Raw genomic sequence first — 13,009 nt, forward strand, 5'->3', positions numbered from 1 at the left:
TTTTCTTTATGGATGATGGGACGCGACTTTCGCGCGCCTCTGTCTACTACAAGTCCAGCCCGAGCTGCGCACGGCCGAGCGGCGACAGATCGTCGACGGTCGCGCGGCCCGTGAAATCGACTTCGAAGTGATCGGCGGGGAAATCGGGCGGGCTTTCGCCTTTCAGGAAGCTCGGCAACTGACGCTTCAGATACGCGTCGTTCTTCGCGCAGGCGGGCGCGGAGGCGATGTACATCACGTTGCTGTAACCCGATCCCTTGTGCTCGTCCTCGACCGCGTGGATGACGTCGCTGTGCCAGAACACGGTGTCGCCCGCTTCCATCTTCGGAATGGACGAGAGCGCTTCGAACAGCGGCGCGTGATATTCCTGCCTGATCGAGAGCGCGCGGCCGGGCATGGCGCCGCACAGGTCGTCGTCGGCGACATCGTCCTGAAGCGCGCGCAAGAGGATGTACACCATCGAGTTGGCGATCGGCACGAGTTGCAGCGTGCCGTCGCCCGGGCCTTGCGGCGTCAACGCGGTCCAGCCCTGGAACGTGCGGAACATCGAGCAGACGGCGGGCGATGCGATCTCTTCCACATCGGTGCGGAAAGCGGCGTCGAACGCATCGTATTCGCGCCAGTTGCCGGAGAACACGTGGCGATACACCTTGCGGAAATTGCTTTCGATCCAGCGTTCGACCGACCCGCCATCGCAATGCGCCGACAAACCGAGCGACGCCGATCCGGGTGGCCGGCGACGCAGACGGTCGGCATAAACGGGCACGTGTTCCGGATCGAAGTGCACACGTCCTTCGCTTTCGGTGCGCCAGAGTTTGTTGAGGAAAACGCGCGCCGCGGTCAGCGATTCCGACTGACGCGCCAGCACTTGCGGCTTCGACCAGTACACGCCGTAAATCTGCGGCTTGCTCGATGCCAGTTGTCCGAAGTATTTGTCTTCGGCGCGATTTTCGAGGCGCTTGTCGAGACGATTCCGCTCGACGTAATCCGCGATGTCGTCGTCCCACTGGCGCACCTGCTCGCGCGGAAACACGTTGCGAATCACGCACGCGCCGCGCGCTTTGACGAGCGCGATCGCATCCGCGCTCACGCGTCCTTCGGCGATATCGGCAAAGCGGATATCGGGAATGACGTTCTCTCCGCGATCGCGCTGCGCAGCGATGCGCTTCGCTTCCTCGCCGATCGCCTTTTCGACTTCGGCAAAGACCTCGCGATAGTTCGGCAGCGCAGCGCGCAGCTCCTTTTTCGCCTGCCGGATCGCACTTGGCAAGTCATCGATGTGCAGCGCCATGATCGCTCCTTGTAAATTTCTGTGCGAAAAGCATATGACGCCCGCGCGATCGAGAGTGATACTATTCAGGCGATTCATTTGCGCTTTCGGCCATGAAACCAGCCTACGAGCATGTCGAGTTCGGCGAGGACTGTTCGGTCCGGGTTTACCATCGGCAACTTCCGCGTATTCCGTTCGAATGGCATCACCATCCGGAATACGAGTTGACGCTGACGATGAACAGCCACGGCAAGCGCTACATCGGCGACTCGGTCAACGACTATCAAGCCGAGGATCTCGTCCTCGTGCCGCCGGATTTGCCGCATACGTGGTCGTCGAACCGTTCGATCGATGCTGCCCTGCCGCAAGTGGCCATCGTCATATGGTTCGACGGCGAATGGGCGCGGCGCATGGCCGATTGCTGCCGCGAGTACGAGCCGCTGCGCAAGCTGCTGCGCCGGGCCGCGTGCGGGCTGGCGTTCGAGCCGCCCGCCGGGGAATGGATGCGCGGCCGTCTGGAGCCGTTGCTCTCGACCGTGCCGCGCGAACGTCTGAGCGCGGCGCTCGACATTCTCTGCACGCTCGGCGACGCGCCCGGCCATCCGCTCGCTTCGCCGAGCGCCTTCAATCAGACGAACGCGGGTCCATCCGGTCATGAGCCCGAGCGCATCAACCGTGTCCTTTCGATGATCGATGCCCGCTTCGCCGAGCCGCTGCGGATGGCGGAACTCTGCGCGGCAGCGAGCCTGTCGGAACGCACGCTGACGCGTTACTTCATGCAGCATATCGGCGAGAGCGTCGGGCGATATATCGCTCGCGTGCGCATCGGGCATGCGTGCCGGATGCTGGGCGACACGTCGCTGCCCGTGTCGGTCATCGCTGCGCGCTCGGGGTTTGCCAACGTCGCGAATTTCAATCGGCAGTTCAAGGCCGCCAAGCAGACGACACCGGCGGAGTATCGTCGCCGGTTCCGGGCGGCGGGCGTCGCGGAAGAGGCGTCGGCGACCAGTCTGACCGAACGGCCGCCATCGCTTCAGCAGAAACGGCAACGCGGCGCTCAGTAGCGTTCACGTCGATGCCCGAAATCCGCAGCCTGCCGTCGCCGGTGACGCTGTACACGGGCGATGACTTCAACTATCCCGATCTCGTCGCGGACGACGATCGCGGCTTCTCGCACGCACTGCGAGTCACACAGCCTGCGCGATGAACTCACGCAGCCATCGATGCGCCGGATCGCGATGCACGCGTTCGTGCCAGTACATCGACATTTCGTAGCCGGGCACGTCGACGGGCGGCGCGACGATGCGCAACTCCGGCCAGCGCTTCGCGAGCCTGAGCGGCTGCATCGAAACGAGATCGGTCGATGCCAGCACGGAGCGCACGAACAGGAAGTGCGGCACGGAAAGCGCGACGTGTCTTTGCATGCCGAACGTCGCGAGCAGGTCATCGGTCGGGCCGAAGAATCCGCCGCCATCGGGCGACACGATCACATGCTCCAACGCGCAGAACTGCGCGAGCGTCGGCCGCCGCTTCAAGCGCGGATGATCCTTGCGTCCCACGAGCACATAGCTTTCCGTGAACAGCACCTGCTGATGAAAGTTGGCGGTTTCCGGCGATGTGATGTGAAACGCGAGATCGATCTCGCCGTTCTCCGCCTGCTTTGCGAGCCGCGGCGGCAACATCTCCAGCACCGCGATCCGCGTATGCGGCGCGGCCGCACGCAAGCCGCTCAACGCGGGCAGCAGCACGGTCGATTCGCTGTAGTCGGTCGCGGCGATGCGCCATGTGTTGTCGGCGGTGGCGGGATCGAACGCGGCTTCTGGCGACACCGCGCGTTCGAGCGACGCCAGCGCTTCGCGCAACGGCTCGCGCAGGCTTTGCGCGCGTGCAGTCGGACGCATGCCGCGCGGACCGGGCAGCAACAGAGGATCGTCGAAGATATCGCGCAGCTTGGCCAGATGCACGCTCACGGAAGGCTGTGAGAAATGCAGACGCTCGGCCGCGCGCGTGACGTTCTGTTCGGCGAGTAGCACGTCGAGCGTGAGCAGCAAGTTGAGATCGAGCCTTCTCAAGGTATTATTCATCGCAATGCCTGCAATTCTTTATATTCATTTCCAATATACCCGAGAAGCTTCTAAGCTGAGCTCCATTCCTGAATCGAAGTGGAGAAAGCCTCATGAATGTGCTGATCGTGTATGCCCATCCGGAACGCCGCTCGCTGAACGGCGCCATCAATGATTTCACCGTCGAGCGTCTGCGCGCGAACGGCCATCACGTGCAAGTCTCCGACCTGTACGCGATGAACTGGAAAGCCCCGCTCGATGCACACGACGTGCGCGACCGCAACGCCGATGCGCCCTTTCACGCGAGTCTCGATTCGAAGCGCGCGTTCGAAAACGGTCTGCAAAGCCGCGACATCGAGATCGAGCAGGACAAGCTGCGCTGGGCCGACGCCCTGATCCTGCAATTCCCGCTGTGGTGGTTCTCGATGCCCGCGATCATGAAAGGCTGGGTCGAGCGTGTCTATGCGTATGGCTTCGGCTACGGCGTCGGCGAGCATTCGGAGACGCATTGGGGCGACCGCTACGGCGAAGGCCTCATGACGGGCAAGCGCGCGATGATCGTCGTGACGACGGGCGGCTGGGAATCGCACTACAGCCCGCGCGGCATCAACGGTCCTATCGACGATATTCTCTTTCACATCCAGCACGGCATGCTGTTCTATCCGGGCTTCGACGTGCTGCAGCCTTTCGTCCTCTATGAGACGCATCGCATGGACGAAGCGCGCCTGCATGCCACCTACGATGCGCTCGGCCAGCGTCTGGATGGCCTGTGGGACGATGCGCCCATCGCATTCCGCAAGCAGAATCACGGCGATTACGCGATTCCCCAGCTCACGCTGCGCGACGAACTCGCGGCGGGAAAGACCGGTTTCGCCGCGCACATCGACTGAGGAAGATCGCGAAACACAGCTAAGATGGACTCTTCGACACGTACGGAGGAAACCATCGAATGCTGACGATCTGGGGTAGAGCCAACTCGGTCAATGTGCAGAAAGTGCTGTGGTGTTGCGAGGAACTGGGGCTCGCGTACGATCGCATCGACGCGGGCCTGCAATTCGGGCGCAACAACGAGGCCGGCTATCTCGCGATGAACCCGATGGGCCGCGTGCCCACGCTCGTCGATGGCGATTTCGTGCTGTGGGAATCGAACTCGATCATCCGCTATCTCGCGATGCAATACGGCGCGAACGGCACGCTCTATCCCGCCGAGCCGAAGGTGCGTGCGAGCGCGGACCGTTGGCTCGACTGGGCGCTCTCCACGCTGCAACCCGCCGAGCGCCCGCTTTTCTGGGGTTATATTCGCACGAGCGCCGCGGAGCGCGACGCGAAGCAGCTCGCCGCCGCCGCGAGCGAAGTGGAAAAACTCTGGCGCGTCATCGATGCGCATCTGAAAGGCCGCGACTATCTCGAAGGCAGCACCTTCACGCTCGCCGATCTCGTCATCGGCGCGTATGCGCGCCGCTGGTTCGGCATCGTCGAACTCGCGCGGCCCGCGCTCCCCGAACTCGAACGCTGGTATATCGGCATCACGCAGCGGCCGGGCTTCGCGCGCCACATCGCGCCTGCACTGAGTTGAACGGGAAGCATCGCCATGACGATCGAACTGCATACGTGGAACACGCCCAACGGGCGCAAGATCAGCGTCGCGCTAGAGGAAATGCAACTGCCCTACACCGTGAAAACGGTGAACATCACGAAGGGCGAGCAGCACGCGCCCGGGTTCTTGCGCATCAGCCCGAACAATCGCATTCCGGCGATCGTCGATCCGGACGGTCCCGACGGCCAGCCGATCAGCGTGTTCGAATCCGGCGCGATCCTGCTCTATCTCGGCGAGAAGACCGGCAAGTTTCTGCCCGCGAGCCTGCGCGATCGCGTGCCGGTGCTCGAATGGCTGATGTGGCAGATGGGCGGCTTCGGCCCGATGCCGGGACAGGTGCATCACTTCCGCATGGTCGAGGCGGAAAGCGATCGGCGCTATGGACTGAAGCGCTATTCCGATGAAACGCGCCGCCTGTATGGCGTGCTCGACAAACGGCTCGCGCAAGTGGAATTCGTCGCAGGCGATGTGTCCGTCGCCGATTTCGCGATTCTCGGCTGGGCGTGGCGGCATGAGCGACATCAGGTTTCGCTCGATGATTTTCCGAACGTCAAGCGCTGGTATGAAGCGCTTTTTTCGCGTCCCGGTGTGAAGCGCGGCTTCGAAGTCAGGCTCGACGATCCCGACTGATCAGGGCAAACCATGAGACGGAGCGTCAGGCTAACGTAAGTTGCGCGCGTAATAACGATCATCTAAGAAACGTAAGCGACACTGACACTATCTGACCGATCCGCGCCGAGGAGACAAACATGACCGCCGACATGTACGACGATGGCCTTCCCAAAACAGCCGCCAATTTCGCCCAGCTCACGCCGCTGAAGTTCATCGAGCGCGCGGCGTCCGTCTATCCGACGCGTCCCGCCATCGTGCACGGCGACGTGCGGCGCAACTGGGCCGACACCTACGCGCGCACGCGGCGGCTCGCATCGGCGCTGGCTGCGCGCGGCATCGGCTTGGGCGACACCGTCGCGGCCATGCTGCCGAACACGCCCGAGATGGTCGAAGCGCACTTCGGCGTGCCGATGACAGGCGCCGTGCTCAACACGCTCAACACGCGGCTCGACGCCGCCACGCTCGCGTTCATGCTCACGCACGGCGAGGCGAAGGCGGTGCTCGTCGATCGCGAGTTCTCGGATGTGATGCGTCGCGCGTTGAAAGACGTGCCGCAAAACGTGCTCGTCGTCGATGTCGACGATCCGCAATACACGGGCGCGGGCGAGCGCATCGGTGAGATCGAATATGAGGCGCTGCTCGCGAGCGGCGATCCCGCATACGAATGGTCGCCGCCATCGGACGAATGGAACGCCATCTGCCTGAACTACACATCGGGCACGACGGGCAATCCGAAGGGCGTGGTCTACCACCATCGCGGCGCGTACACGAATGCGGTGAGCAATATCCTCGAATGGGACATGCCGAAGCACGCGGTGTATTTGTGGACGCTGCCGATGTTCCACTGCAACGGCTGGTGCTTTCCGTGGACCGTCGCGGCGCGCGCGGGCGTGAACGTGTGCCTGCGCCGCGTCGATGCGAAGAGCATCCTCGATCTGATCCGCAACGAACGCGTGACGCACTATTGCGGCGCGCCGATCGTGCAGAACCTGCTCGTCAACGCACCGGACGAGATGAAGGCCGGCATCGAACAGAAGGTTCACGCGATGGTCGCGGGCGCCGCGCCGCCCGCCGCCATGATCGAAGGCATGGAACGCATGGGCTTCGAACTGACTCACGTGTATGGTCTTACCGAGGTATATGGTCCGGCCACGGTCTGTCCGCAGCAGGCCGAATGGAGCGCGCTGGATATCGGCGAGCGTGCGCGCTTGAACGCGCGTCAAGGCGTGCGCTATCACTTGCAGGACGCGGTCAGCGTGCTCGATCCGCTAACGATGGAACCCGTACCTTCCGATGGAGAGACGATCGGCGAGATCATGTTCCGCGGCAACATCGCGATGAAGGGTTATCTGAAGAATGCAGCCGCGACCGAAGAAGCATTTCGCGGCGGCTGGTTTCATACGGGCGATCTTGCCGTCGCGTATCCGGACGGCTATGTGCGCATCAAGGATCGCAGCAAGGACATCATCATCTCGGGCGGCGAGAACATATCGAGCATCGAGGTCGAGGACGTGCTGTACAGGCATCCGGCGGTGCTCGCCGTGGCCGTCGTCGCGAAGCCGGATGCGCGCTGGGGCGAGACGCCTTGCGCGTTCGTCGAACTGAAGAATGGCGCGCATGCGAGCGCGGAAGAATTGATCGCGCATTGCAAGCAGCATCTCGCCGGTTTCAAGGTGCCGCGCGCGATCGAGTTCTGCGAGTTGCCGAAGACATCGACGGGCAAGATCCAGAAGTTCGAATTGCGCAAGCGCGCGGGGTCCGTCGCCGCAATCGACGTTTGATGGAGACACGACAATGAGCGAACTCGTTCTGATCGAACGCGATGCGTATGACATAAAGGGCGTGGTCAGGCTCACGCTGAATCGGCCCGATGCGTTCAACGCCCTGTCCGAACCGATGCTCGATGCGCTCGAACGCGCCTTGCAGGACATCGCGCAATCCGATGCGCGCGTCGTCGTGCTGGCCGGCGAAGGCCGTGCGTTCTGCGCGGGCCATGATCTCAAGGAGATGCGCGCGCAACCCGCCATCGACTACTATCGCGAGCTTTTCGCGCGCTGCTCGCGCATGATGCTGACGATCCAGCGCATGCCGCAACCGGTGATCGCGCGGGTGCAGGGCATCGCGACGGCGGCGGGATGTCAGCTCGTCGCGATGTGCGATCTCGCGGTCGCATCGAGCGAAGCGCGTTTCGCGGTATCGGGCGTGAATCTCGGGCTCTTTTGCGCGACGCCGAGTGTGGCGCTGTCGCGCAACGTATCGCGCAAGGCTGCATTCGAGATGCTCGTGACCGGCGAATTCATCGACGCGGCCACCGCGCGTGAACGCGGCCTCGTGAATCGCGTCGCGTCGCCGGGCGAACTCGACGATACCGTGCGCAAGATGGCCGCGACCATCGCCGCCAAACCGCGCGAGGCGGTCGCGGCGGGCAAGGATTTGTTCTATCGGCAACTCGAAACCGGCATCGAAGCCGCATATGCGCTCGCATCGGAAACGATGGCCTGCAACATGATGGACGACGCCACGCTCGAAGGCACGCAGGCCTTCATCGAGAAACGTCCGCCGCGCTGGGATTGAACGTCAGCTCACGTGCTCGACCGGATGCTCGTCGAGCCACGCGTTCTCTTCGTCGCTGTATAGACGCGAGCGCGTGAGAAAGCGCAAACCGGACGGCCGCTCCAGCGAGAACATGCCGCCGTTGCCCGGTACTGCGTCGATGATGAGCTGCGTGTGCTGCCAGTATTCGTACTGCGATTCGGTCATGTAAAACGGCACGCCGCCGATCGCGCCCAGCTTCACGTCCGAGCCGCCGACCATGAACTCGTTGACCGGAAAGCACATCGGCGCGCTGCCGTCGCAGCACCCGCCGGATTGATGGAACAGCACCTCGCCGTGTTCGGCCTTGAGCTTTTCGATCAAGTCGATCGCAGCGGGCGTTGCGGTCACGCGCTGCACTTCCTGTTCGCTCATGATGTCCCCGTCGTTCGAATCGCCGGAATTGGCCGCCACCGAAGCGGGTGGCGGCCTCGCACGCGTTAGAAGAAGCCGAGCGGCTTGTCGCTATAGCTGACGAGCATGTTCTTCGTCTGCTGATAGTGATCGAGCATCATCTTGTGATTCTCGCGTCCGATGCCCGATTGCTTGTAGCCGCCGAACGCCGCGTGCGCCGGATACGCGTGATAGCAGTTCGTCCACACGCGTCCAGCCTGAATCGCGCGGCCGAAGCGATATGCCCGCGTGCCGTCGCGCGTCCACACGCCCGCGCCGAGACCGTAGAGCGTGTCGTTCGCGATTTCGAGCGCTTCTTCCTCGTCCTTGAAGGTCGTCACCGAGAGCACCGGCCCGAAGATTTCCTCCTGGAAGATGCGCATCTTGTTGTGGCCTTTGAAGACCGTCGGCTTGACGTAGTAGCCGTTCTTCAGTTCGCCCTCGAACGTGGCGCGCTCGCCGCCGGAAAGACACTCCGCGCCTTCCTGCTTGCCGAGATCGATATACGACAGGATCTTTTCCAGCTGCTCCTGCGATGCCTGCGCGCCGATCATCGTCTTCGTATCGAGCGGATGGCCTTGCGCGATCGCCGCGACGCGCTTCAACGCACGCTCCATGAAGCGCTCGTAAATCGACTCCTGCACGAGCGCGCGCGACGGGCATGTGCACACTTCGCCCTGATTGAGCGCGAACATCGTGAAGCCTTCGAGCGCTTTGTCGAAGAAGCTGTCGTCGGCGTTGAGCACGTCTTCGAAGAAGATGTTCGGGCTCTTGCCGCCCAGCTCCAGCGTGACGGGAATCAGATTCTGGCTCGCGTACTGCATGATGAGGCGGCCCGTCGTGGTTTCGCCCGTGAAGGCGATCTTCGCGATGCGCTTGTTCGACGCGAGCGGCTTGCCCGCTTCCAGACCGAAGCCGTTCACGACGTTGAGCACGCCCGGCGGCAGCAAGTCTCCGATCACTTCGAGCAGCACGAGAATCGACGCGGGCGTCTGCTCGGCCGGCTTCAGCACGACGCAGTTGCCGGCCGCGAGCGCGGGCGCGAGCTTCCACACGGCCATCAGGATCGGAAAATTCCACGGAATGATCTGCCCGACGACGCCGAGCGGCTCATGGAAGTGATACGCGACCGTATCGTGATCGATCTCCGAGATGCCGCCTTCCTGCGAACGCGCCGCGCTCGCGAAATAGCGGAAGTGATCGATCGCGAGCGGGATGTCGGCGGCCATCGTCTCGCGCAGCGGCTTGCCGTTGTCGATGGATTCGGCCAGCGCGAGGCGCGACAGGTTCTGCTCCATGCGGTCGGCGAGCTTCAGCAGCAGATTCGCGCGATCCGTGACGGAGGTTCTGCCCCATGACGTCTTGGCGGCATGGGCTGCATCGAGCGCGGCTTCGATATCGGCTTCGCGCGAACGCGGAATCGACGTGAAGGGCTCGCCGGTGATCGGCGAGATGTTGTCGAAATACTCACCGCCCGCGGGCGGCACCCACTTGCCGCCGATGAAGTTGCCGTACTGCTTCTTGTAAGGGTATTCGGTGCTCAGGAACTGCATCTCTGCGTGATTCATTTCTATGTGCTCCTCGCATGTCGACGTGAACGGGCCGGCACAGCCGATGTCCGGCGCCGGTCGCTGTTGTTTGCGAGTTCCATGCCATCGTGCGCGGGACGATGCCGCGCCCGCGCGAGCCGCATCGTCATGCGGCTTCGCGGGATGTCGTCAGGGTTTGTACGAAGGTGATGCGAACTGTTCACATTCAGAACACCTGCCCCGCCCTGTAGCGATGCGATACAGCGCCTCGGGCGTTGCCGCACGACGTTCACGCCTACACGCGCTGCGGGCAAACGCTTATGGCACGAGTGTTCATATTGCAAAGCCTTTCACAGTTGTCTATGGTCATGCCAGCCGTGGCAAAGCGTCGCATCTATATGTCGTTCCATCGCATGTTTGGGCGACGCGAAATGGCCCTGCGCGCGCGATGCAAACCGCATCCGCGCACGCATGACCACGGCGGGCTGCTCGCGTCCGGTGACCCCGGCGCCGGCACCTCAAGCAAACGATGAGCGCGCACGTGCACGCGACGCGCCACGGAGACCACAATGAACAGCACACTCAATCAAGGGGCCGTCCACGGCCCGACAAGCTTTTTCTCCAAGGAAGCGACCATCGCCCGGCCCGGATTCTCGCGCTGGATGGTGCCGCCCGCCGCGCTGGCTGTTCACTTGTGCATCGGGCAGGCGTATGCGTTCTCGGTGTTCAATGCGCCGCTCACGAAGATCATCGGCATCACGAAATCCGCGCCGGATGACTGGTCGCTGACCACGCTCGGCTGGATCTTCTCGCTCGCGATCGTGTTTCTGGGCCTGTCCGCCGCGTTCGCGGGCAAGTGGCTCGAAAAGGTCGGCCCGCGCCGCACGATGTTCACCGCGGCCTGCTGCTTCGGCGGCGGCTTTCTCGTGTCGGCGCTCGGTGTCTATCTGCATCAGATCTGGCTGCTGTATCTCGGCTATGGCGTGATCGGCGGCATCGGACTGGGGCTCGGCTATGTGTCGCCGGTGTCGACGCTGATCCGCTGGTTCCCGGATCGTCGCGGCATGGCAACCGGCATGGCGATCATGGGCTTTGGCGGCGGCGCGATGATCGCGGCGCCCGGTTCGGTCGCGCTGATGAACTACTTCAAGAGCGCGACGAGCGCGGGCGTCGCCGAAACATTCGTCGTGCTCGGCGTGCTCTATTTCATCTCGATGACGATCGGCGCGCTCGCGATCCGCATCCCGCCGGCGGACTGGAAGCCGGCTGGCTGGACGCCGCCCGCGACCGCGAAGAAGATGATCACGAAGAACCACGTGCATATCGATCAGGCGCTGAAGACGCCGCAGTTCTATCTGCTGTGGCTCGTGCTGTTCCTGAACGTGACGGCGGGCATCGGCGTGCTCGGCCAGGCATCGGTGATGATTCAGGAGAGCTTCAAGGCGTCGATCACGGCGGGCGCGGCGGCGGGCTTCGTCGGGCTGCTGTCGCTGTTCAACATGGGCGGGCGTTTCGTGTGGGCGTCGGCGTCGGACTGGATCGGCCGCAAGACGACCTACTTCGTGTTCTTCACGCTCGGCGCGGTGCTGTATTTCCTCGTGCCGCAGTTCGCGGGATCGGGCAATATCGCGCTCTTCGTGCTGGCGTACGGCATCATCCTGTCGATGTACGGCGGCGGCTTCGCGACCATTCCCGCGTATCTCGCGGACATGTTCGGCACGGCGTTCGTCGGCGGCATTCATGGACGCCTCCTGACCGCGTGGGCAGCGGCGGGCGTCGCGGGACCGGTGCTCGTGAATTACGTGCGCGCGTTTCAGGTGTCGCATGGCGTCGTCGGCGCCGAGGCGTACACGATGACGCTGCATATCATGGCGGCGCTGCTGGTGATCGGCTTCGTCTGCAATCTGCTGGTTTCGCGCGTGCATGAGAAGCATCACATGAACACGTCGGCGCAGACCGCAATCTAAGAGTCAACGAGGAGATCCGCGATGAATACCCGCATCGATAGTCAGGAAGTGCACGCGTCGAACAAGGGGCTGCTCGTGCTGTTCTGGGCGTATGTGCTGATTCCGCTCGCATGGGGCGTGACGAATACGCTCACTCAGGCGGTCAAGCTGTTCCATTAAGACGGCGGGACGATGTTTGCGCGCGCCGGAGGCCGATGTATCGATCGGCTCACGGCGCGCGTTTCGTTTGCGGCGCGCGGATGGCCCCGCAAGCGGTATGTAATGTTCTCAGTGCCCGCGATCCTCCACCCGGCTCAAGCTGCGACGCGCCAGCACGCTCATGAACAGCGTGCCGCACACGAGCGCCGCCATATACACGCCAGCCATCATCCAATCCATTTCACTCACGGTTGTTCTCCTTCGAATTGATCCGCAGCCGGGGCGCCGCGGGGATGATTCACACGATTCAACTACGTTCTGGCCTGATTTACGGCACGCGCGCGCAAAGGTTTAGCGCGACGGAATGAACGACGTTGGCGCCACGTTAAAGGAGGAAGCGAGAACGACGCGGCTGCATGACCGACCGGTCGTTCGATTCGCAAACGATCCGCGCGCATCGGCAGTCGGCGCGGTATCGTTCGACTAGCGCCCGAGCGCGCACGACGAGATCCCCACAGACGATAAAACGGTCCACGACAATGAACACGTCCCGCCGCAACTTCATGGTTGTCAGCATCGGCGTGGGTTCGGCGCTATGGCTCACGCGAGCCCGCGCCGATGCGCCGCACCTGAGCGAATCCGATCCGGCGGCTGTCGCCGTCGGCTATAAGGAGGACGCCGCGAAGGTCGACAAAGCGAAATATCCGAACTTCGCGGCTGGACAGACATGCGCCAATTGCTCGCTGTATCAGGGCAAATTGAGCGACGCCTGGGGCGGCTGCACGATCTTCAGCGACAAGCTCGTGGCCGGCAAGGGATGGTGCGCGTCCTACACGAACATGTGACGC

At 63.0% G+C, this 13,009-nt stretch carries 14 protein-coding genes; 10 read left to right on the forward strand and 4 right to left on the reverse strand.

From position 1 onward, the window contains the following. Window positions 1-46: 46 nt before the first annotated feature. Window positions 47-1,291 (reverse strand): DUF1479 domain-containing protein, encoded by a 1,245-nt coding sequence (locus tag AWB76_RS07765; RefSeq protein WP_061159556.1) that lies wholly within the window; start codon window positions 1,289-1,291, stop codon window positions 47-49. A 92-nt stretch (window positions 1,292-1,383) separates the two neighbouring features. On the opposite strand from AWB76_RS07765, the gene AWB76_RS07770 reads away from it, so the two are divergent. Further along, window positions 1,384-2,334, forward strand: a complete 951-nt coding sequence (locus AWB76_RS07770) for a helix-turn-helix domain-containing protein (protein ID WP_061159557.1) — start codon at window positions 1,384-1,386, stop codon at window positions 2,332-2,334. A gap of 11 nt (window positions 2,335-2,345) precedes the next feature. Next, complete coding sequence (locus AWB76_RS38940; RefSeq protein ID WP_082864379.1) at window positions 2,346-2,477, forward strand: DUF993 family protein; 132 nt, start codon at window positions 2,346-2,348, stop codon at window positions 2,475-2,477. On the opposite strand, the gene AWB76_RS07775 is transcribed toward AWB76_RS38940, so the two are convergent. After that, window positions 2,458-3,354 (reverse strand): LysR family transcriptional regulator, encoded by an 897-nt coding sequence (locus AWB76_RS07775; RefSeq protein WP_061159558.1) that lies wholly within the window; start codon window positions 3,352-3,354, stop codon window positions 2,458-2,460. The genes AWB76_RS38940 and AWB76_RS07775 overlap by 20 nt on opposite strands. 92 nt (window positions 3,355-3,446) lie before the next feature. Between AWB76_RS07775 and AWB76_RS07780 the strand changes: the two genes are divergently transcribed. The 5 genes from AWB76_RS07780 to AWB76_RS07800 all read left to right on the forward strand — a co-directional run bounded on the left by AWB76_RS07780 (window position 3,447) and on the right by AWB76_RS07800 (window position 8,116). Continuing rightward, window positions 3,447-4,223 carry an NAD(P)H-dependent oxidoreductase gene (locus AWB76_RS07780; RefSeq protein ID WP_061159559.1) on the forward strand — a complete coding sequence of 259 codons (777 nt, stop codon included), beginning with the start codon at window positions 3,447-3,449 and terminating at the stop codon, window positions 4,221-4,223. Between the two features lie 59 nt (window positions 4,224-4,282). After that, window positions 4,283-4,909, forward strand: a complete 627-nt coding sequence (locus AWB76_RS07785) for a glutathione S-transferase family protein (RefSeq protein ID WP_061159560.1) — start codon at window positions 4,283-4,285, stop codon at window positions 4,907-4,909. Between the two features lie 15 nt (window positions 4,910-4,924). Further along, window positions 4,925-5,560: a glutathione S-transferase family protein gene (locus AWB76_RS07790; RefSeq protein WP_061159561.1), complete on the forward strand. Its 636-nt coding sequence runs from the start codon at window positions 4,925-4,927 to the stop codon at window positions 5,558-5,560. A 119-nt stretch (window positions 5,561-5,679) separates the two neighbouring features. Then, window positions 5,680-7,323: an acyl-CoA synthetase gene (locus AWB76_RS07795; RefSeq protein WP_061159562.1), complete on the forward strand. Its 1,644-nt coding sequence runs from the start codon at window positions 5,680-5,682 to the stop codon at window positions 7,321-7,323. Window positions 7,324-7,336: 13 nt separating this feature from the next. Further along, window positions 7,337-8,116 carry an enoyl-CoA hydratase gene (locus AWB76_RS07800; protein WP_061159563.1) on the forward strand — a complete coding sequence of 260 codons (780 nt, stop codon included), beginning with the start codon at window positions 7,337-7,339 and terminating at the stop codon, window positions 8,114-8,116. Between the two features lie 3 nt (window positions 8,117-8,119). On the opposite strand, the gene AWB76_RS07805 is transcribed toward AWB76_RS07800, so the two are convergent. Next, a complete protein-coding gene (locus AWB76_RS07805; RefSeq protein ID WP_061159831.1) occupies window positions 8,120-8,509 on the reverse strand; it encodes a DUF779 domain-containing protein in 390 nt (129 codons plus the stop codon). A gap of 65 nt (window positions 8,510-8,574) precedes the next feature. Continuing rightward, window positions 8,575-10,095, reverse strand: a complete 1,521-nt coding sequence (gene adh, locus AWB76_RS07810; RefSeq protein ID WP_061159564.1) for an aldehyde dehydrogenase — start codon at window positions 10,093-10,095, stop codon at window positions 8,575-8,577. 530 nt (window positions 10,096-10,625) lie between these two features. Here adh and AWB76_RS07815 point away from each other — a divergent pair. The 3 genes from AWB76_RS07815 to AWB76_RS07825 all read left to right on the forward strand — a co-directional run bounded on the left by AWB76_RS07815 (window position 10,626) and on the right by AWB76_RS07825 (window position 13,006). Beyond that, complete coding sequence (locus AWB76_RS07815) at window positions 10,626-12,023, forward strand: L-lactate MFS transporter (protein WP_061159565.1); 1,398 nt, start codon at window positions 10,626-10,628, stop codon at window positions 12,021-12,023. Between the two features lie 21 nt (window positions 12,024-12,044). Next, window positions 12,045-12,182 carry an MFS transporter small subunit gene (locus tag AWB76_RS07820; protein WP_061159566.1) on the forward strand — a complete coding sequence of 46 codons (138 nt, stop codon included), beginning with the start codon at window positions 12,045-12,047 and terminating at the stop codon, window positions 12,180-12,182. 518 nt (window positions 12,183-12,700) lie between these two features. Further along, window positions 12,701-13,006: a high-potential iron-sulfur protein gene (locus AWB76_RS07825; protein ID WP_061159567.1), complete on the forward strand. Its 306-nt coding sequence runs from the start codon at window positions 12,701-12,703 to the stop codon at window positions 13,004-13,006. The last annotated feature ends 3 nt before the right edge of the window (window positions 13,007-13,009 follow it).

This window comes from Caballeronia temeraria (assembly GCF_001544795.2).
Taxonomy (GTDB): domain Bacteria; phylum Pseudomonadota; class Gammaproteobacteria; order Burkholderiales; family Burkholderiaceae; genus Caballeronia; species Caballeronia temeraria.

Excerpts from the sequence above, each read along its gene's own strand:
- AWB76_RS07765 (WP_061159556.1), bottom strand. The coding sequence starts at position 1,291 with ATGGCGCTGCACATCGATGACTTGCCAAGTGCGATCCGGCAGGCGAAA.
- AWB76_RS07770 (WP_061159557.1), top strand. The coding sequence starts at position 1,384 with ATGAAACCAGCCTACGAGCATGTCGAGTTCGGCGAGGACTGTTCGGTC.
- AWB76_RS38940 (WP_082864379.1), top strand. The coding sequence starts at position 2,346 with ATGCCCGAAATCCGCAGCCTGCCGTCGCCGGTGACGCTGTACACGGGC.
- AWB76_RS07775 (WP_061159558.1), bottom strand. The coding sequence starts at position 3,354 with ATGAATAATACCTTGAGAAGGCTCGATCTCAACTTGCTGCTCACGCTC.
- AWB76_RS07780 (WP_061159559.1), top strand. The coding sequence starts at position 3,447 with ATGAATGTGCTGATCGTGTATGCCCATCCGGAACGCCGCTCGCTGAAC.
- AWB76_RS07785 (WP_061159560.1), top strand. The coding sequence starts at position 4,283 with ATGCTGACGATCTGGGGTAGAGCCAACTCGGTCAATGTGCAGAAAGTG.
- AWB76_RS07790 (WP_061159561.1), top strand. The coding sequence starts at position 4,925 with ATGACGATCGAACTGCATACGTGGAACACGCCCAACGGGCGCAAGATC.
- AWB76_RS07795 (WP_061159562.1), top strand. The coding sequence starts at position 5,680 with ATGACCGCCGACATGTACGACGATGGCCTTCCCAAAACAGCCGCCAAT.
- AWB76_RS07800 (WP_061159563.1), top strand. The coding sequence starts at position 7,337 with ATGAGCGAACTCGTTCTGATCGAACGCGATGCGTATGACATAAAGGGC.
- AWB76_RS07805 (WP_061159831.1), bottom strand. The coding sequence starts at position 8,509 with ATGAGCGAACAGGAAGTGCAGCGCGTGACCGCAACGCCCGCTGCGATC.
- adh (WP_061159564.1), bottom strand. The coding sequence starts at position 10,095 with ATGAATCACGCAGAGATGCAGTTCCTGAGCACCGAATACCCTTACAAG.
- AWB76_RS07815 (WP_061159565.1), top strand. The coding sequence starts at position 10,626 with ATGAACAGCACACTCAATCAAGGGGCCGTCCACGGCCCGACAAGCTTT.
- AWB76_RS07820 (WP_061159566.1), top strand. The coding sequence starts at position 12,045 with ATGAATACCCGCATCGATAGTCAGGAAGTGCACGCGTCGAACAAGGGG.
- AWB76_RS07825 (WP_061159567.1), top strand. The coding sequence starts at position 12,701 with ATGAACACGTCCCGCCGCAACTTCATGGTTGTCAGCATCGGCGTGGGT.